Origin of the sequence: Algoriphagus machipongonensis (assembly GCF_000166275.1) — a bacterium.
Taxonomy (GTDB): domain Bacteria; phylum Bacteroidota; class Bacteroidia; order Cytophagales; family Cyclobacteriaceae; genus Algoriphagus; species Algoriphagus machipongonensis.
Window position 1 is genome coordinate 2,229,182 of record NZ_CM001023.1, and the last position, 20,248, is coordinate 2,249,429.

Annotated in this window: 20 protein-coding genes; all 20 read left to right on the forward strand. The window is 33.6% G+C overall.

Translation table 11 applies throughout. The annotated features are described in order from the left end of the window. Positions 1-501 precede the first annotated feature (501 nt). The 20 genes from ALPR1_RS09360 (at position 502) to ALPR1_RS09455 (ending at position 20,248) form a co-directional block, all read left to right on the forward strand. A complete protein-coding gene (locus ALPR1_RS09360) occupies positions 502-1,500 on the forward strand; it encodes a mannose-1-phosphate guanylyltransferase (RefSeq protein ID WP_008200193.1) in 999 nt (332 codons plus the stop codon). A 102-nt stretch (positions 1,501-1,602) separates the two neighbouring features. Further along, positions 1,603-1,974: a four helix bundle protein gene (locus ALPR1_RS09365; RefSeq protein ID WP_008200194.1), complete on the forward strand. Its 372-nt coding sequence runs from the start codon at positions 1,603-1,605 to the stop codon at positions 1,972-1,974. Between the two features lie 125 nt (positions 1,975-2,099). Then, the gene (locus tag ALPR1_RS09370; protein ID WP_008200195.1) at positions 2,100-3,086 is read left to right on the forward strand and encodes a GDP-L-fucose synthase family protein; all 987 of its coding nucleotides are present in this window, start codon (positions 2,100-2,102) and stop codon (positions 3,084-3,086) included. Between the two features lie 222 nt (positions 3,087-3,308). Next, on the forward strand, positions 3,309-4,163 hold the full coding sequence (locus ALPR1_RS09375) for a glycosyltransferase family 2 protein (RefSeq protein ID WP_161599227.1): 855 nt from the start codon (positions 3,309-3,311) through the stop codon (positions 4,161-4,163). A 354-nt stretch (positions 4,164-4,517) separates the two neighbouring features. Continuing rightward, positions 4,518-5,690: a GDP-mannose 4,6-dehydratase gene (gene gmd, locus ALPR1_RS09380; RefSeq protein ID WP_008200199.1), complete on the forward strand. Its 1,173-nt coding sequence runs from the start codon at positions 4,518-4,520 to the stop codon at positions 5,688-5,690. A 51-nt stretch (positions 5,691-5,741) separates the two neighbouring features. Next, the gene (locus ALPR1_RS09385) at positions 5,742-7,451 is read left to right on the forward strand and encodes an SLC13 family permease (protein WP_008200200.1); all 1,710 of its coding nucleotides are present in this window, start codon (positions 5,742-5,744) and stop codon (positions 7,449-7,451) included. 1 nt (position 7,452) lies between these two features. After that, positions 7,453-8,046 (forward strand): adenylyl-sulfate kinase, encoded by a 594-nt coding sequence (gene cysC, locus ALPR1_RS09390; protein WP_008200201.1) that lies wholly within the window; start codon positions 7,453-7,455, stop codon positions 8,044-8,046. 20 nt (positions 8,047-8,066) lie between these two features. Next, positions 8,067-8,972: a sulfate adenylyltransferase subunit CysD gene (gene cysD, locus ALPR1_RS09395; RefSeq protein WP_008200202.1), complete on the forward strand. Its 906-nt coding sequence runs from the start codon at positions 8,067-8,069 to the stop codon at positions 8,970-8,972. 156 nt (positions 8,973-9,128) lie between these two features. Beyond that, positions 9,129-10,388, forward strand: a complete 1,260-nt coding sequence (gene cysN, locus ALPR1_RS09400) for a sulfate adenylyltransferase subunit CysN (protein ID WP_008200203.1) — start codon at positions 9,129-9,131, stop codon at positions 10,386-10,388. Between the two features lie 45 nt (positions 10,389-10,433). Beyond that, complete coding sequence (locus ALPR1_RS09405; RefSeq protein ID WP_008200204.1) at positions 10,434-10,814, forward strand: GxxExxY protein; 381 nt, start codon at positions 10,434-10,436, stop codon at positions 10,812-10,814. Between the two features lie 43 nt (positions 10,815-10,857). Further along, a complete protein-coding gene (gene cysQ, locus ALPR1_RS09410; protein WP_008200205.1) occupies positions 10,858-11,628 on the forward strand; it encodes a 3'(2'),5'-bisphosphate nucleotidase CysQ in 771 nt (256 codons plus the stop codon). Positions 11,629-11,638: 10 nt separating this feature from the next. Then, positions 11,639-12,952, forward strand: coding sequence for a flippase (locus tag ALPR1_RS09415; protein ID WP_008200206.1), 1,314 nt, complete (start codon positions 11,639-11,641; stop codon positions 12,950-12,952). A 9-nt stretch (positions 12,953-12,961) separates the two neighbouring features. Beyond that, positions 12,962-13,654 carry a sulfotransferase family 2 domain-containing protein gene (locus tag ALPR1_RS09420; protein ID WP_008200207.1) on the forward strand — a complete coding sequence of 231 codons (693 nt, stop codon included), beginning with the start codon at positions 12,962-12,964 and terminating at the stop codon, positions 13,652-13,654. Between the two features lie 8 nt (positions 13,655-13,662). Continuing rightward, positions 13,663-14,526, forward strand: coding sequence for a sulfotransferase domain-containing protein (locus ALPR1_RS09425; protein WP_008200208.1), 864 nt, complete (start codon positions 13,663-13,665; stop codon positions 14,524-14,526). Between the two features lie 287 nt (positions 14,527-14,813). Further along, positions 14,814-15,728, forward strand: coding sequence for a hypothetical protein (locus ALPR1_RS09430; RefSeq protein WP_153231791.1), 915 nt, complete (start codon positions 14,814-14,816; stop codon positions 15,726-15,728). 5 nt (positions 15,729-15,733) lie between these two features. After that, positions 15,734-16,795, forward strand: a complete 1,062-nt coding sequence (locus tag ALPR1_RS09435; protein WP_008200211.1) for a glycosyltransferase family 4 protein — start codon at positions 15,734-15,736, stop codon at positions 16,793-16,795. Continuing rightward, positions 16,788-17,906 carry a prenyltransferase/squalene oxidase repeat-containing protein gene (locus ALPR1_RS09440; RefSeq protein WP_008200215.1) on the forward strand — a complete coding sequence of 373 codons (1,119 nt, stop codon included), beginning with the start codon at positions 16,788-16,790 and terminating at the stop codon, positions 17,904-17,906. Before ALPR1_RS09435 ends, ALPR1_RS09440 begins: the two co-directional genes overlap by 8 nt. Before the next feature lie 207 nt (positions 17,907-18,113). Continuing rightward, positions 18,114-18,623 (forward strand): acyltransferase, encoded by a 510-nt coding sequence (locus ALPR1_RS09445; RefSeq protein ID WP_008200216.1) that lies wholly within the window; start codon positions 18,114-18,116, stop codon positions 18,621-18,623. 4 nt (positions 18,624-18,627) lie between these two features. Then, positions 18,628-19,206, forward strand: coding sequence for an acyltransferase (locus tag ALPR1_RS09450; protein ID WP_008200218.1), 579 nt, complete (start codon positions 18,628-18,630; stop codon positions 19,204-19,206). A 10-nt stretch (positions 19,207-19,216) separates the two neighbouring features. Beyond that, positions 19,217-20,248 (forward strand): DUF354 domain-containing protein, encoded by a 1,032-nt coding sequence (locus ALPR1_RS09455; protein WP_008200220.1) that lies wholly within the window; start codon positions 19,217-19,219, stop codon positions 20,246-20,248.

The following is a 20,248-nucleotide window of genomic DNA, read 5'->3' on the forward strand; positions in this document are numbered from 1 at the left end:
GATTAAAGTTAGATCTAAATCAATCATCTGATATCATAAATTCTACATCTTTTCTTGTTTACAAATTCCACAACATGTTTCAGCCTTTCACAGTTCTGATGCAGGTTAGTTTCTCCAAATATCAGGTTCCCAATGATTTAAAAATTGGTTGCCTTTTTGATTTAAACGGTAAACAGCAATCACCTATTAAAACATCAAATGCAGTTTTAAGTATATAAAAATTCCGTTTAAAAATAGGATAAAAAATGAGTACAAAAACTACTCACTTTACTTATCTTTGAGATATAATTGCCTTTTTCCTAATAAAAAGGCCGTTTTTTTAACAACTAACCCAAAATGTTCATCGAAATCGATGAAGCTGATTTTCTAAGCTAAGTTCCACAAGAAATGGGATTGGAATGTGTTTCGCACAATAAAATCCGATTCAAATTTTACAAACTGGGACTGAAAGGGCGAAGCTGTAAATAGAGTTTGAAATTTAAAGTTTTTTAGTTTAAAGTTTTGAAAAAAATTAATGTAATTCTCTCAGGAGGAGTTGGTTCAAGGTTATGGCCTCTATCTAGAAAGTCAAGGCCAAAGCAATATTTACCTATTTTTGATGGAAATACGCTGTTTCAAAAAACAGCAAAGCGAAATTCAGAATTTTGCGATGAGATTTTGGTAGTTGGCAATTGTGAAAATTTTGAATTATCCAGAAAGGATTTAGAATCATCTGAAATTGAGCAATACAAGGAAATAATAGAAGCTTGTCCTAGAAATACAGCAGCTGCAATAGCATTTGCAGCTTTTCAAGCCAATCCTGAGGATATCTTGTTTGTTACTCCTTCTGATCATTTGATTGAATCGGGAGCAGAATATAAAAAGGCTATTAAAAGAGCCATTGAGCTTGCCAAAAATGGATTCATTGTTACTTTTGGATTAAATGCCAAAAAACCTGAGACTGGTTTTGGGTACATTGAGGCTGAAGGAGAGGAAGTAAAGAGCTTTCGAGAGAAACCAAATAAAGAAACAGCAGAAGCATTTATCAAAGCAGGAAACTTTTATTGGAATTCTGGGATGTTCTGCTTTCAAGCAGGAGTCTTTTTAGAAGAGTTGAAAGCTTTTGAACCTGAGGTTTATGAGAAATCCAAGTTAGTATTTGATAAATCTAAAGATGGATTCTTGGATCTTGATTTATCCATGCAGATACCTTCCATTTCTGTGGATTATGCGGTAATGGAAAGAACCAAAAAAATCAAGGTAGTACCTTCCTATTTCTCTTGGTCTGATATGGGTTCATTTGAATCCATTTACGATTACTTTAAAAAACAAGGTCATAGTATTGATTCCAAAGGAAATATGGTCATAGGTACAGACATCCATACCGAGTTTACTGGCTTAAAGAATACCATTTTGGTTCACACCTCAGATGCTATCCTTGTTCTCAAAAAAGACAATGCCCAGGATGTAAAGAAGGTTTTTGAGAGGTTGGAGAAGGAAAAGCCACAAATAGTTTCTTAACGTTAATTGTTAAAAAGTTAAAGGTTCGGTGTGTTAGAAAAAAAGCTGAAAGCTCGAAGGTGAAAGGAAATAGCTAAAATTTGGATTAAGAATCAGAAAGTAATGGATAGTGATTTTGCATTTAAAGAGCTTAAAGTTTGGCAAATGTCAATTGATTTTGCGGATATCATTCTAGATCTAGTAGAAAACTTAAATTCATCCTTCAAACATTACAGACTGGTAGAGCAAATAGAAGCAAGTTCTGTTTCCATTTCTTCAAACATTGCAGAGGGAAAAGGCAGAGAGTCAAAGAAGGAGTATATACGATTTCTGTATATCGCGAGAGGGTCATTGTACGAATCTATTTCTATTTTAACTCTGTTTGAGAAGAGAAAGTGGATAACAAAGGAAGTTTTAGAAAAACTAGAAAAGATGGGAATTGAAATAGCATCCATGCTCAAAGGTCTAATAAAGGCAATCGCTAGAACCTTATAAAACGACCTTAGCCATTTGACCTTTCTCAACCTTTGACCTATCACCTTTTACCTTTCACCTTTGACCTTCTACCTTTTCATTTTTCTCCTTTCATTAAATTTTAAATTAGGATCAATTTATATAACGTGACAAAAAACACTAAAATTTACGTCGCTGGCCATCGCGGCATGGTAGGCTCCGCCGTCTGGAGGGCTTTGGATGGAAAGGGCTATACCAATTTGATTGGAAAAACCTCAGGAGAGTTGGACCTTAGGAATCAGAAAGCAGTTGCCGAATTTTTTGAAAGAGAAAAACCAGAAGTAGTTATTGATGCTGCGGCAAGAGTAGGAGGAATCCTTGCTAATAATAATTACCCTTATCAGTTTTTGATGGAAAATATGCAGATTCAGAATAATCTCATTGATTCTTCTCTGAAAGCTGATGCTCAAAAATTTATTTTTCTTGGTTCCTCTTGTATTTATCCAAAGATGGCTCCACAACCATTGAAAGAAGAGTATCTTTTGACAGGGTCATTGGAACCTACAAATGAGTGGTATGCGGTAGCAAAGATCACGGGTGTAAAGGCTTGTGAGTCAATCCGTAAACAATTTGGAAAAGACTATATTTCATTGATGCCTACCAATTTATATGGTCCTTACGATAATTTTGATTTAAATACCTCCCATGTATTGCCTGCGATGATTCGAAAATTCCACCAATCGAAACGCTCATTTTTGTCTATGCTGAGCGGAGTCGAAGCAGGTGAAAAGGATTTGCCAGTTACCTTATGGGGGTCTGGTACTCCGATGAGGGAATTCTTGTTTGTTGAGGATTTAGCTGATGCTGTTGTCTTTGCATTGGAAAATAAGTTTCAGGATAATTTATACAATATTGGAACTGGAGTGGATTTAACTATCAAAGAATTGGCAGAGCTTATCCAGAAAACTGTAGGTCATACCGGTGAAATTATATGGGATTCCAGTAAACCAGATGGTACTCATAGAAAATTAATGGATGTCTCAAAAATGGAATCTGCAGGCTGGAAAGCCAAAGTGGGTTTAGAAGAAGGAATTAAGAGAACCTATGAGTGGTTCTTGGAGAATCAGGAGACATTCAAACAGGTGAAAATATAATTTGAGCTCAAAGGTGGAAGCTTAAAGGTGAAAGCAGGAAGCTCAAAGGTAGAAGCTCAAAGCTCCTTCCGTCTTGACCTTATCAGCTTAACCCTTTGACCTATTTAAAATAAAGCAATAGTCATTTTTTCTAACCAGAGTATTAAAAGAAATAATCAAATTGAAACTCATGGTCATTTCGACTGAAAGGTGAAATCTAAAAACATATATTATTATTTAGTCTTGAAACTAGCCGTATTAATTACATGCCATAATCGAAAAGAGAAGACAAAAAAATGTCTTCAAAATCTTTTTGAACAGGAGCTTCCTGAAAGAGCTAGTATGGATGTTTTCCTTTGTGACGATGGAAGTAGTGATGGAACTTCAGAAATGGTTAATCAAGAATTTCCAATGGTGCACTTAATTTCAGGTACAGGAAATTTGTATTGGAATGGGGGGATGAGGTTAGCGTGGGAAAAGGCTCTTGAAAATGGATCATTTGATTTCTTTTTATGGCTCAATGATGATACTTTTTTATACAAAGGTGCCATAACTTCAATAGTTAACTCTTATTCTATACTAGAGAAACCAGGAATTATCTCTGCGGCTTGTTGTGATCCTCTTACGAAAAAATATACCTACGGAGGACATGGAGACCCTAGCCCCATTTTCCCTAATGGTAAGCTTCAAAAATTGAAATTTATCAATGGAAATTTCGTTTTAGTTCCTAAGGAAATTGTCCAAAAAATAGGAGTTCTTTCTACCGCATATACACAAAACCTGGGAGATTTTGATTATGGATTGAGGGCACAGAAAGCAGGGTTTAACTGCTATTTGACTGAAGAATATTTAGGAGAATGTGAATACAATCAAGGTGAAGATTGGGCAAATTCTCAACTTAAGTTGGGCAAGAGATGGAAAATTGCCCATAGTATTAAAGGATTGAATATGAGGGAATTTATTCATTTCAAGACTTTTCATGAAGGGAAGATAGTTGGATTCAAAAGTACTGTTGATACTTATTTAAAATTACTAGCGCCAAAGCAATATGTTCAGGTTAGAAATTTCTTAAAAAAAAAGGTTCTTAAAAGTCTTTAGCGAATATTCAAATTATCACTAAGTTTTGTTAAAATACTATGCTCTTTTACAACTTTGAGCTCAAACCATTCAACTACTAAAAAAATAAAGAGACAATAATAATTTTAGTTGAAAACAGGGGCCAAAAATTTGGAATTTCTTTCAATTTGAGCCTTTGACCTTCCAGCTAATCCTATTAGAAAATTTATAGGGGAAAGAAGTTCATTAGCTCAAGGGAAAAAGCTCAAAGTCCTTTCACTCTAACCCTTTCAGCTCATGCCTTCCACCTAAATGCTTTCACCTTGACCCTTTCAGCTTTAAAAGAAAACTAAAAATGGCAATCCTTAATAAGGATACATTTCTAAAACATAAAATATGAAAACTGCACTCATCACCGGCATCACCGGACAGGATGGCTCATACTTAGCTGAGCTTCTTTTGGAGAAAGGATATATGGTGCATGGGATTAAGCGTAGAGCCTCTTCTTTTAATACGCAGAGGATTGATCATTTGTATCAGGATCAGCATGAAGATTTGGTCAAATTAAAACTTCACTATGGGGATTTAACAGATTCCACAAACATCATTCGAATAATCCAGGAAGTTCAGCCAGATGAAATTTACAATTTAGGGGCCATGTCCCATGTAAAGGTGTCATTTGATTCCCCTGAGTATGTAGCTAATGTAGATGGAATTGGTACTTTAAGAATTCTCGAAGCTGTTCGAATTTTGGGTTTAGAAAAGAAAACAAGAATCTATCAGGCTTCTACTTCTGAGTTATATGGGGGAATGCCTGAGAATAAAAATGCGGCAGGCTTTTATGATGAAAGCTCTCCATTCTATCCTAGATCACCCTATGGAGCTGCAAAAATCTATGCCTACTGGATTACTAAGAATTACAGAGAGGCTTATAATATGTTTGCTTGTAATGGAATTCTATTTAACCATGAATCGCCAAGAAGAGGGGAGACATTTGTGACAAGAAAGATTACAATGGCCGCTTCAGCTATAGCCTTGGGAATGCAGGATTGCCTCTATTTAGGTAATCTGGAAGCATTAAGAGATTGGGGTCATGCAAAAGACTATGTAAATGCCATGTGGTTGATTTTGCAACAAGAAAAGCCTGAGGATTTTGTGATAGCGACCGGAAAAACAACCAAAGTTCGTGATTTTGTTCAGATGTCTTTTGCACATGTAGGTTTCAAAATCCGCTGGGAAGGAGAAGGAGTGAATGAGGTCGGGATTTTAGAATCAGTCGATGAGGAGAAATATTTTGCCGCTACAGGTCAACCTTCCAACCTTCCAACTTTTCCACTTTCCAAACTCCTTGGACAGGTACTGGTCAAGGTTGACCCCACCTACTTCCGCCCAACCGAAGTAGATCTTCTTCTAGGCGACCCTACAAAATCCAAAACCCAATTAGGCTGGGAACCTAAATACGATCTGGCAGGATTAGTTAAAGATATGATGATATCAGATATTAAATTCAAGCAAAAGGATTTGCATTTGGTCGAAGGCGGTCATGAAGTTTTTAGACAGGCTGAGTAAAAATTGACAACTCAGATTCTTATAACGTTAGGATTGGTTATTGGACTAGTTTTGACCCTTTATAAAAACTGGCTAAAGCCATCATTAGCTTTTGTCATAATAGTTTTCTCTTTTGTGATTTTTAAGATAATTTCAATTGAGGATTTTCTTTTGGGTTTAGGTAATAAGCAGATTATCTTAATTTTTTTATTGATCATTTTAACTTCAGGAATACAGCAAAATCTTGGCAAAGGTTTTTTTTACACTTTATTTAAAAAGACCCTTTCTCCTTTTCAATTCCGTTTGCGAATGATGTTAACTGTTTCGGGTTTGTCCAGTATGCTAAACAATACTCCCGTGGTGGCATTTATGATTCCTTATGTAAAGAATTGGTCTGAAAGCAATGGGTATTCGGCATCCAAATTTTTGATTCCACTTTCTTTCGCAACCATATTGGGAGGGATGATTACCATTGTTGGTACTTCAACAAACTTGGTTTTGAATGGTCTGATAGTGCAATCAGGGCTTCCTTCTCTGATTTACTCTGACTTCTTGTTTTTGGGAGGAATGGTCACATTCTTAGGTTTAATCTATTTGGCTTTTTTCTCTGAAAAAATGTTACCAAATACGACTACCCGAAAAGAGAGCTTGTTGGAACATCTCAATGAATATTTGGTGGAAACCAAGGTGAATCCAAGTTCCACTTTGATAGGAAAAACAATTGAGGAGGCTGGCTTGAGGCATTTAAAGGATTTGTTTTTGGTAGAAATCAAAAGAGGGGAAAGAAGTATCACAGCAGTTTCTTCAGATAGAATTATTCATTCGGAAGATGTTCTTTTCTTTGCAGGAAATACCCAGTCTATTCTGGATTTAATCAATGACAATAATGGCTTGGAACTTCCTGATACTTCTCATCTAGTCAGTAATGGATTTTCAGCTATGACAGAGGCTGTAATACCATCTGGAAGTGATCTAGTAGGGGTATCTCTAAAAGAATTGGGCTTTAGAGACCGATACAAGGCCTCAGTAATTTCTGTTTATAGAAAAGGAGAAAAAGTAAAAGAAAATCTAGGTGAAATACAACTGAAAGAAGGTGATTTATTATTACTTCTGTGTTCCAAAGATTTTTCCAAAGTAATTTCTAGTCGAGATTTGATTGTGCTTTCTAAATCAGGAGAAGTTCAATCGGAGCTTTCTTTTAAAAAGACTCTACCAAGTATCATTTCTATAGTGGTGTTGCTTTTTGGTATTTTTGGAGTAGTAGATTTATTTTTGGCAGCCTTCATTGGCATATTAATAATGACCCTATCTAAAGTCATTAACTTGAACCAAATAAAATCTGCTATAGACGTGGATCTCTTAATAATTTTAGTTTCTGCTTTGGCGGTGGGGGTGGCTATTCAAAAATCAGGTTCGGCTACATTTTTGGTTCAGCAGATCTCTGGCATATTTGAAAATTTGAGTCCAATTGGTGCAATTAGTATTTTGTTTTTACTGACTTTAGGCTTAACAGCTTTGATTACCAATGCTGCAGCAGTATCTATTATGTTTCCAGTGGCATATGAGATGGGCTTGGGGTTTGGAGAAAGTATAACTCCTTATTTTATCACTATTGCTTTTGCAGCATCCGCAGATTTTATGACACCTATTGGGTACCAGACGAACCTGATGGTACTAGGACCAGGGAACTATAAATTCTCTGATTATACAAGAATAGGCTTACCATTAACCTTCATCTACTCCAGTGTAGTGATCAGTTTTATATATTTATATTATTTCTAAGATGGAAAACCATATACATCCTACAGTATTTAAAATTTCAGGAAAGCAGAGAAAAGAGCGCTTGAAGCAACAACCCAAATTGATTTGGTTTACTGGTTTATCTGGTTCGGGAAAATCAACTTTGGCAAATGCAGTAGAAGTCCAACTTTTTGAAGATGGATACATGACTTATTTGCTCGATGGAGATAATATAAGAACTGGACTAAACAAGGACCTTGGCTTTTCTGATTCAGATCGTATTGAAAATATTCGAAGAATCGCGGAGGTATCCAAATTGATGATGGATGCTGGGCTTTTGGTAGTATCCGCATTTATTTCACCCTTCAGAGAGGAGAGAGAAATGATTGCTGAATTAGTGGGGAAAGAAAATTTTCTTGAAGTTTTTGTGGATTGTCCAATAGAAGTTTGTGAACAAAGAGATGTCAAAGGGCTTTATGCAAAAGCCAGAAAAGGAATTATTAAAAATTTTACAGGCATTGACTCCCCGTATGAAAAGCCTTTAGATCCTGCAGTCCATGTGCATTCAGATCAAGAAGAATTGAAAGATTCTGTTCAAAAAGTAATCAAAACTATTTCGGCAAACATTTGCCATTAATTCACAATCCAGAAAAAACAATGGGACAATACTATTTATCACATTTAAAAGAACTGGAAGCTGAGGCTATTTTCATCATCCGTGAAGTTGTTTCTCAGTTTGAGAAGCCGGCTCTATTATTTTCAGGAGGAAAAGATAGCATTCTCCTGGCTCACCTTGCCAAAAAGGCATTTTATCCGGCAAAAATTCCATTTCCATTAATTCATATAGATACAGGACATAATTTTCCTGAGACTCTCGAATTTAGAGATGCCTTGGTTAAAGAATTAGGAGTTCAATTAGTCGTGGGCTCTGTGCAAGATAGCATTGACAAAGGCAGAGTAAGAGAAGAAACAGGTGTAAATGCCAGTAGAAATGCGCTTCAAACGGTCACTTTATTGGATACGCTCGAGGAGCTTAAGATAGATGCTGCTATGGGGGGAGCGAGAAGAGATGAGGAGAAAGCAAGAGCTAAGGAACGATTCTTCTCCCATAGAGATGAATTCGGCCAATGGGATCCTAAAAACCAGAGACCAGAACTTTGGAATCTCTTTAACGGAAGAAAGCATCATGGTGAACATTTCCGAGTTTTCCCTATTTCAAACTGGACAGAAATGGATGTTTGGCAATATATCAAAGAAGAAAATATTGCTTTACCTTCTCTTTATTTTTCACATGAAAGAGAATGTGTGGTAAGGGATGAGGTGATTTTGGCTAAGTCAGATTACCTGCCTTTAAAAGAAGGAGAGGAAATTCAAAAATTAATTGTTCGTTACAGAACCTGTGGAGATATGCCTATTACTGGAGCAGTGCTTTCTGAAGCAAATACATTGGATTTAATTATTGAGGAAGTTGCTGCAACAAGGACTACTGAACGTGGTACTAGGGCGGATGACAAACGAGGGGAGACAGCTATGGAGGATAGAAAGAAAGCGGGGTATTTTTAAATAGTATCTAGTACTTGGTATCAAGTATCAAGATGATGAATTATTACCGTCATTGCGAGAAGGAGGAATGACGACGAAGCAATCTCGGAAAATTTAAGACTGCCACGGCTCGTACCTCGCCTCGCAGTGACGTTCAAAAAAAAGATTTTATATAAAATGTCTATACAAGAAAATAATCAATTATTAAGATTCACTACTGCCGGTTCCGTTGATGATGGAAAAAGTACATTAATTGGAAGATTACTTTTCGATTCCAAATCCATTTTCGAAGATCAAATTGAGGCAGTTAAAACCTCCTCTGAAAAGAAAGGATTTGACTATGTAGACCTTTCTCTATTAACTGATGGTTTAAAGTCTGAAAGAGAGCAAGGAATTACCATTGATGTGGCTTATAGGTATTTTGCTACGCCAAAAAGAAAATTTATTATTGCTGATACTCCAGGGCATACTCAATATACCCGAAATATGGTAACAGGAGCAAGTACAGCTAACCTTGCAATCATATTAGTGGATGCAAGAAAAGGTTTATTAGAACAAACGTATAGACATTCCTTTATTGCTTCCTTATTGAAAATACCACATGTAGTAGTTTGTGTAAACAAAATGGATTTGGTGGATTATTCAGAAGAGGTTTACAATAATATTGTTTCTGATTACGAAGCCTTTTCTTCCAAATTAGATATTAAAGACGTGCAGTTTGTCCCTATTTCTGCTCTTAAAGGAGATAATGTAGTGGAGCGCTCAGAGAATATGCCTTGGTTTGAGGGATCTACCTTGTTATACCATTTGGAGCATGTTCATATCGCGTCTGATTTCAATCATATAGATTGCAGGTTTCCAGTTCAAATGGTTATTCGACCTCATACACATGAATTCCAAGATTTCAGAGGATATGCAGGTAGAATAGATGGAGGAATTTTTAAGCCAGGTGATGAAGTTAAGGTGTTACCATCAGGATTCTCCAGCAAGATCAAATCCATTGAATTGAATGGAGAGGCTATAGAAGAAGCTTATGCTCCTATGTCAGTGACTATGACTTTGGAAGATGAGATTGATATTTCCAGAGGAGATATGATCGTAAGACCTAATAATCAACCAAAAGTAGAACAGGATTTAGAGGTGATGGTATGCTGGATGAATCAAAAAGCTTTACAAAGTAGGACAAAAGTAATCTTGAAGCATACCACTAAGGAATGCCAGGCTATGGTAAAAGATATTCAATATAAAGTTGATGTGAATACACTACATAGAATTGAAGATATCTCTGAAATTGGCATGAATGACATCGCTAGAGTTTCCATTAGAACTGCTCAACCAGTATTCTTTGATTCTTATAGAAAAAACAGAATGACGGGCTCTATCATACTTATCGACCCAAATACGAATGAGACAGTTGGTGCTGGAATGATTATTTGAGGTTACTGAACCACAAAGAGCACGAAGGACACCAAGGAGTTTTTTATGTTGGATAATCAAACAGAGCAAATATTTAAAAATGTTTTAGATGCTTGCTTTAAAGTCCATAAAACTTTAGGTCCAGGATTATTAGAAAGTGCTTACGAAGTTTGCCTTGTCCATGAATTACAAAAAATGGGTTTAAAAGTAAGGAAACAAGTAGCTCTTCCGGTTCAATATGAGAATATTGAGTTGGACGCTGGATATAGAATTGATTTGTTAGTCGAGGAAACGGTCATCGTGGAATTAAAAGCAGTTGATGAATTAAATCCAATTCATATAGCTCAAGTCCTTACCTATCTAAAATTATCTAAATTGAAATTAGGCTCGTTAGTCAATTTCAATGTCAAACTATTAAGAAACGGGATTAAGAGAATAATCCTTTAAAAATAAACTTAGTGCGCTTTGTGCACTTGGTGGTAAATGAAAAATGATCAACATAAAAGAACTAACTTCTCTTGCTAAAGAAGCTTCCCTTGCCGCTGGGAAAGCCATCCTTGAAATATACAACTCTGCAGATTTCGGAGTGGAAATAAAAGGGGATAATTCACCCTTGACGAAAGCAGACAAAGCAGCGAACGAAGTAATTGTAAGCTTTCTTGAAAAAACAAATCTTCCAATTTTATCTGAAGAAGGAAAAGACATTCCTTATGAAGTTAGAAAAGATTGGGAATACTTCTGGATGGTAGACCCTTTAGATGGAACCAAAGAGTTTATTAAACAGAATGGAGAGTTTACTGTTAATATTGCTTTGATACATCAAAGGAAACCTATTTTGGGAGTAGTATATGCTCCAGTATTGGAATGGTTGTATTGGGGTAATAGTGAACAAGGGGCCTGGAAGGAAGAAGGGCTTAATGAGGCTTTTCAATTAAAGAAGCAGGAGTCATCTGAAGTTAAGACTATAGTTGCAAGTAGATCACATTTAAGCCCCGAGACTCAGGAGTTTATCGATCAGTACCCAGGAGTGGAAGTAATCTCTATGGGATCATCCTTAAAATTTTTACTTGTAGCGGAAGGTAAAGCACAAATCTATCCTCGTTTTGCCCCTACTATGGAGTGGGATACCGCAGCTGCGCATGGAGTTATTCAAGCTATGAATGGCGTAGTGATGAAATGGCCTGAGAGAGTTGTCTTACAGTATAATAAAGAAAAATTGTTAAATAGTTGGTTCATTGTCACTTTTCTTGAGCAGGATTAAGAGTATTCTGATGAAATACTTGAGTAAAATTACTTTGAATATCAATAAGTTAGATATTCATACGCTTGAAGTAATGACAAAATCTATTACTTCATTATTTGTGAAGGTGGGTGGGGTTTTAATAGGTATGTTAGTTAGTATTGCTCTTGGTAGAATTTTAGGCCCTGATGGTTATGGAATAATTAATTTAGCGGAAAGAGTTATTAATATATTAATAATTGTTTGTCTTCTTGGTGTACGTCAACTAATAGTTAAAAATATCGCTATTGCTAAAGAACATGAAGATTTTCAATCAATTGGAAATATTATGCATTCGGCATATATATTAAACGGCGTTGTTACACTACTTTTATCTTCAATATTTATCATTATATCACCTTGGCTATCCAATGATGTTTTTCATGAACCTAGGCTTACTATACCTCTAATGATTTTTCTAGTAGGATTAACTCCTCAAGTTATGTCAAGACTTTTGTCTTCTGGGTTAATAGGGTACAGAAAGATTTGGCAAAGTAATCTAGTTGAGCAAACATTAAGCATTGCTATTACTGGACTTTTTCTTTTTCTTCTATACTTTATTGGACTTGAAATTACTGTAAATATAGTTGCAGTAATATATGTAATTGGTAGGATTGGCGTGACAATTACGGTCTCTATGTATTGGTCTTCACTTTTTACTTTCAAATCTAAATGGGAGAGAAAATCTATAACTTTATTTCGCGATTCACTTCCTTTGTTTTTATCGTCTGTTTCAACGATTATTATTTCTAATTCGGATGTTATTATTTTAGGTATTTTTGCTAGCACTTCTGACATAGGATTATATGGAATTGCTATAAAAATTGCATTATTGACAAGTTTTTTTCTTCAAATTACTAATTCCTCTGTTGGGCCTAAAATTGCAGCTCTTTATTTCAATGGTAGCATAATGGAAACAGAACAAATGGTAAAGAAAGTCACTAGAGTTCTTTTAATTTGTGGTTTAGTATCAATTGTAATATTTATATTTTTTGGTAACTTAATCTTGAGTTTATGGGGAGATGAGTTTCAAGCAGCTTATATTATTTTATTAATTCTGAGCTTTGGTCAACTGTTTAATATAGGGACTGGAGCCGCTGGACAAATTCTTACTATGACAGGCCATGAAAAATTTAACAGAAATATAACTGTCTTTTATATGATTCTTAATATTTTACTAAATTATATATTTATTAAAAAATTTGGAATTCTTGGTGCAGCTTTCATAAATTCTTTCACAGTTATCTCTTTAAATGTAACTAGGGTAATATATGCTAAAAAACTAACCGGAATTTCCACTATATAAAATTTCAATATGATAAGTCATTTTCATAAATGTGTATTTGTACATATTCCTAAAACAGCAGGAATAAGCATAGAGAAAAAGATACTTGAATCGTTAGATGTTAAGTATGAAAACAGGATGCCTTTCTGGTTAGGTCCAAACAATAATTTGAATATTGGTCCCCCAAGATTTGCTCATCTATCATATGATGATATGATAAAATACCACTATTTATCAAATGAAATAGTTGAAAAATATTACAAGTTTTCTATAGTTCGTCATCCATTAGATCGGTTGAGATCAATTTATAATTATAAAGGATATAATTATCTTTGTTCATTTAACGATTTTGTAATTAAGGCTGTTCCAAGATTGGTGGAAGAAAATTGGTTTTTTCAAAGCCAAGTTCATTTTATTCGCAATTCTATGGGTCAAATTCCAATGGATTTTATTGGGAAATTTGAGAATCTTGAGAATGATTTTCAGATAATTAGTGAGAAAATTGGCCTGTCAGATAAAAAATTACCTCATTATAATAAAGCTAAAAAGAAAGTTACATTAATTAGCAAGCAGATTAAATTGGCCCGATTATACAAATCTGATAAAAAGTCTTTTAATCTACTTTCGCTCAATAGGTCTAATATAGATATAACTGATACTGTAAAAAACTGTGTTTATAAGGCATATAGAGAAGATTTTAAGATGTTTGATTATAATTTGTAGATTTATTCATGAAAATAAATACATTTCTAATTGGTGCTCAAAAGGCTGGAACAACTAGTCTATATGACTGGTTAGGTCAACATGATGATGTTCTTGCTCCTGATTTTATTAAAGATTATCATCATTTCACGGCACCGAGCCTACAGGAAAAAGCAGATGAATATTTGGAGTCTTTTTATAAATCAAAATCAAAAGTTCTCTTACATAGTGCGGTTAATTATTTGTATTTTAGTGAGAAATGCGCAGAACGGTTGCATAATTATAACCCTGATGCTAAATTATTGATTTGCTTAAGGAAGCCCCAAGATCGCGCTATTTCTGCTTATAAGTATTTTGTTCGAAGTTTAAGAGAAACTAATTCTCTTGCTGATTCTTTGTCTCTTGAACTTAGTAATAGTTTTACTGATTATGCATCTTTGTCTAATAGAACCTATATTTCACACGGTAAATATTCTTCTCAAATCTCAGATTACTTAAAATATTTTCCTAGAAACCAAATTCATTTTACTATATATGAGGAGCTAATTAATCCTGATATGCGTTTATCAGTTATGCAAGAAGTTTATGATTTTTTGCAAATCAATTCAAACGTAGACATTAATTTTAAGCATTTAAATAAGTCTTCTTCGCCTAAATCTAATATAATAAATGTCTTGTTGAGAGGTAGGGGTATTAAAATGTTTAAAAATTTATTGCCTTTGAAGTTTAGAAAGAATCTTAGTAAGAAAATTGAGCAATTAAATCTATCAAATGATGAGATATCAGTATATATTTCTGACGAAGAGTTAAATTTATTAGATGAGTATCTTAATGATGAATGTGAACTTACGGGTGATATAATTGCAAAAAAATTGGATTTTCTATGGGCATAGTTCGATTTAATATTCGTAAATTCACTACTTTCTACTTTTGCAGTATACTTAGTTTAAATCTAATTTTTGATTTTTTATATTATATTGAGTCATTATCTAGTGTATCTGGAATATTAAGGTTAGTAGTTAACGCTTCATTTGTATTTCTATTTTTTTTCTTTTATTTCAATCATCTATTTGGTGAATTCAAATTACTTGCTTTTTTATTAATATATTGGTTGGTATTGTGTCTTTTTGCTTCTGATATAATTTTTAGTCTCTCTGAGTTTTTTAAAATTTTTCTATATATGATGTTTTTACCTATATCTTTTTTTTTAATAAAAGATTTTAAAGATTTTCAATTGTTTATTAAATCATGTTTTTTAGTTTTAGTATTACATGTTATTTTAATTTCTATAGCTAATTTATATAATTTAGGAGAAGATACAATTAAAGGAAATGATTTAGGGTTTATTAATTTGGCTCTTGCAGACTCCAGACTTTTTATTATGGCATATTTAGTAGGACTAATGCCATTTTTTATTCGATTTAAAGTATTAAAGAGTAACATCTTTTGGTTTGCTATCGGTTTACTAAATGCTTTATCACTTATTTTGAGTATTAAAAGGACTACAATAGTTATTTCTTCTTTTTTGTTTCTTTTTGGGCAATTATTTAGCAAAAATAAAAAGAATCTTGTTTATCTCATTATTGTTCTTTCTTTTGTTTCGATTCCACTTTACCCATATATTGAACCAATTTTTATGGAAAGATTAGAGTCTAGAAAATATTTTGTCTCTGGCGAATACGATATTGAAGAGGAGGGGCGTGTATTAGAATTAGGATTAGTTGTGGATACTTTTCTTGAAAATGATAGTTATTTAAATTATTTATTTGGAATTGAGCCTTTCAATTCTATAAATAATTATGGATTTTTAAAGGATCGACCTATTCATAATGATTTTGTTTATGTACTTTTTAGTAGTGGTATTGTGGGGTTATTCTTATATGTTTACATGTTAGTGGATATTTATAAAAAATTTCTTAAAAAGTTCAATAAGTATAATTCTTTAGCCTTAGTTGATTACAAACGTGTATTTCAGTCCATATTTTTAATGGTAATATTGGTTTCCTTTATAGGAAATATGTGGGCTATTACGTATAAGATATTTGTCTTTAGTGTTTTTGGTGCTTTTATAGGTTGTAATAGAAAATTAGTTTAAGTGAAATGAATACATCCATATTAATTTTGTCTCCTTTTTTATCGATTTCAGGAGGTGTTTCCTCTTATGTACTCAGTTTAAGGGGCTTTTGGGGAATTAATGAAAAATATTTCTTTCGTGGAGGTCATGGTTCCAATACTTTAGCTAAGTCTTATTATTTTGCTAAACATTTTTTTAATTTTTTATTTAAGGGTTTACTTGGCAATCCTGATGCTCCTGTATTTATTAATACATCATTAAACAAAAATGCGTATTCTAGAGACTTGATGTATATTAAAGCTTGTCGTTTGTTTAAACGAGATTTTTATATATTTATTCATGGTTGGGATACATCTTATTTCACTACCATAAAGAACCACAGTTCAAGTGATAGTTTTAAATTTGCAAAAAAAATTTTTGTTCTGTCAGAAGACTTTAAAAACGATTTAGTTTCTATTGGAATTGATGAAGGTAAAATTGAAGTTGAAGTAACTGTAGTTAACTCAGAGTTTATTGATTTTTTTAATATTAATAAATCACTTTTCAAAGGTGATTCTATTAAGTTGTTATACTTAGCTAGGCTAGAAAAAGATAAAGGGATCTTTCGGCTTCTTGATGCTTTTAAAATCCTAAGCGATAATATTCCCAATTTGCAACTTAGAATTGCTGGTTCTGGATCAGCTGAAACCGAGGTTACTGATTGGATATCTTCAAATAGTAAGCTTGATATTTCCTATATTGGGAGAATTGATGGTACTTTAAAGTATGAGTATTTCGCATGGGCAGACTATTACGTTTTGCCAACTTCTCATGGAGAAGGCTTACCTATTAGTGTCTTAGAAGCTATTACTGCGGGATGTGTCGTGATAGTACCCCCTGTAGGAGGTTTAAAGTATTTTTTTAAGGATCAGGAAATGGGGTTTCTATTAAATGATCTTTCTCCTTCAAGTTTAGCTAATGTCATAATTGATTCTTTAAAAAATGTGGAATTATTGAATTCAATTAGTAATCAGAATTTTAAACGTGGAAAGTCTCTATATTCTCCTACTGTGGTAGTAGATCGGCTTAAAAAACATATATATGGATAAAATTATAGATAGAATTGTAACTAATCTTAGTGTTAAAGATTTTAGAGGTATAGATCCTTACGATTTTGCTAGCTCAAAGGTTAACTTGCCCTCTCAATTGATATCCAAACTCTCATTTTTGAATAAAATTTCCCCCATTAATTTTCGTAAGGCACTTGGTATTGTAGATTCTTACAATTCTAAATCTAATGCCCTTTTTTTGCAGGCCTTATGTATTTACGATCCAATTAAATTTTCAACTGAAATTGATTATTTAATAAACTGGCTTATAGAAAATCGTAGTATTGAATTTGAAGAGTATTCTGTAGGTTTTGCTTTTGAAATGGCTCTTTCCCGATACCAGTCTGGTCCTGGTAAGACCTCTCTTATTATCTCACTGTTCACTATGTTTGCTTTTTTTGAAGCGTACAAAAATTCAGGAAATAAGAAATTACTGGATTGTATAATATCATTTGAGGAATTGCTCAGTTCTAAATGGCTTAAATTTGAGGATGATTATACTTTATGGTTTTCCTATCTTCCAAATCAGAAGGATGAGGTTTATAATGCAACTGCCAAAGTGGGTAGATTTTATGCTTTATATTATAAGATCTTTCCTAGTGAAGATCTTAAAAATAAATTGTTAAAAATTTTGAATTATTTGGTTTCAGTACAAAATCCTGATGGTTCTTGGGGTTACTCTGTAAAAAATCCATATGTTGATAATTTTCATACAGTCTTTATGTTGGAATCCATCTATCATATGCATGAAGTAGTAAATACCGATAAGTCAAATTTAATGTTTGAATCAGCATTGGCAGATTATATTACAAATTGTTTTATTGGCCCAAGACCACTTCATTTTCACACAATGCATTACCCAAAGGATATTAGGAGTAAGCTTATAGATACTGAAATAAGAGATATTGCCAATGCCATAATTCTATTTTCAAAAATAGGGCAAATTGATAGAGCTGAAACAATTCTTAATTGGGCTGTATCAAATTATTATGATTCTAAAGATGGCTATTTTTATTTTTTCCAGAATCGTATATATAAGTCAAAAATTAACTATGTACGTTGGCAAGGTTGGATGTCTTTAGCAATTGCTGAATTCTCGAAACATAAATAATAATCTTTGGAATTTAATATGACTAAATAGACACAGGTTGATAATTATAATGTTGTGAGATTACATAGTGCCAATAGAGATCAAAATTTAATTATATTAAGTCTAGCATGACTCATTAGTCACACATTTATTCGATTTTTATTTAATCTTGATTCATTAGTCTGCTTCAACTTTTTAGGTGACTTATAAAAATCTAATTAAATTCAAATGAAAAAGATATCTTTGCTTCTTTATTACTTGTTTGCCTCTAACTTTCCGAGTTATTGGTGGCCAGGTGGTCCTTTATTTAATACAATAAGAATTGCCCTATTAAGAAATGTGATAGGAATTGGTATTGGAAACAAAATCCAAAAAGGAATATATGTTGGTTCTGGGAATGGGGTTAAGATTGGGAATAATTGTCAAATTAATGAAAGGGTTCGTTTGGATAATGTAGAAATTGGCAATAATGTTATGATCGCAAGAGAATGTATTGTTTTAGGTAAAACTCATCTAAATAGTGATGTTGATGTACCTATGGCTGACCAAGGTAGGTCTGAAGCATTCACTTCCTATATAGAGGATGATGTTTGGTTGGGACTTCGTGTAATAGTTATGCCTGGCGTAAGGATAGGTAAAGGTAGTATTGTAGGGGCCGGAGCGGTTGTGACCAAAGATATTCCTGCATTTACGATCTGGGGTGGAGTTCCTGCTAAATTTATTAAATCTAGAATCTAATTCAATGATAGATAAATTGTTAAAACCTGGCAGCAAAAGTAGAGAGATTATCAATTATTTTAGATTTCTATACTTGGCTTTTGCAAATCATATTGTCAGTAGAATTCCTAGTTATATTATACGTGAATTTTTTTATCGATATATGTATGGTATGAAGATAGGAAAGAATTCACATATACAAATGGGAGTAAGGGTGTATGCACCTTCTAAAATTAAAATTGGCACTAATTGTTCAATAGGTCATGGGAGCTTGCTTGACGGCCGTAGGGGTATTGAAATAGGGAACTATGTTGATTTGGCAGGATATGTTAGAATTTTTACTCTAGGACACGATCTTGATGATAAAGAGTATAAGTCTACAGGTGCCAAAGTTAAAATCGGAGATTATGCAAGTTTGTTTACCGGTGTATATGTATTGCCGGGTAGAACTATTGCAGAAGGAACAGCAGTTGCATTGTCGTCTGTAGTGACTAAAGATACTTTACCTTGGTCCATATATGCTGGGAATCCAGCTAAATTGATTCGGGCAAGAAAAATTGATAATCTTACTTATGAACGAAATTATAAACGCTATTTCCATTAAGAATTTTTAAATGATCAATAATTCAATTATGCTGGATATTAAACATCCTGCCCAGCTTAACTTATTTAGAGGGTTAGCTTTTAGATTAAAAGATGAAGGATGGGAAGTTATAGTTTGTTATTTAGATAGGGGAAAGCTTCCAGCAATAATAAAAAGAGAGTATAAAGGAATAAAGCTAATTCCAGTAGGCAGCAGCCGAGGCACTAAATGGTCTATTCTTTGGAATGGCAACATAAAGCGAACTGCAGAATTTTTAAAACTAATAATGAAATACCGCTTTTCTATATGCATAGCTGCAAGTAGTGCTCCTTTGGCACTCGCGTGTAGGCTTTCTAGTACCCCGATAATCCAATTTTATGATGACCCTGAGCGAAAAAGAATAAATCAAATTAATGCATTTTTATCGAATAGGATTTTTTTTCCTCCTCTTGTTTCGGAAAGCAAGAAAATAGGAGTTTTCAATTGTTTGAAGGAGTGGAGTTATCTAAGTCCGGTTTATTTCAACCCTTCAATTGAAGCATTAAATGAATATAATGTAAATGCGTATGATTACATTTTTGTGAGAGAGGTAAGCAACAAATCTTTCAACTATATGGATCAGGAGGATGCAATAGTGTGTAGTTTTTCAAGTGAAATTAATAATAAAATCCCAGTCTTGTTGTCCTTAGAAGATAAGTCAATCAGAGATGAATTTCCAGATCATTGGATAATTCTAGAGGAGCCTATAAAAGATATTCACTCTTTGATTTATTACAGTAGATTAATGGTTTCTTCTGGTGATAGTATGGCTAGGGAAGGTGCTATGCTTGGTGTTCCAAGTATTTATTGCGGAATCAGAGAAATGAAAGCTAACCAACTTCTTAAACAAAGGGGTATGCTATATCATTTAGCAGGCCACAATGCTATAAACAAGATAAATGAACTGGTTGAAAAAGAGTTTAATTCTTTAGAGCAAAGAAATATTAGAAATCTGTTATTGGAGCAATGGGATGACATGCAGGGATTTATGTACAAAAATATAAACGATTATAATAAAAAGTAA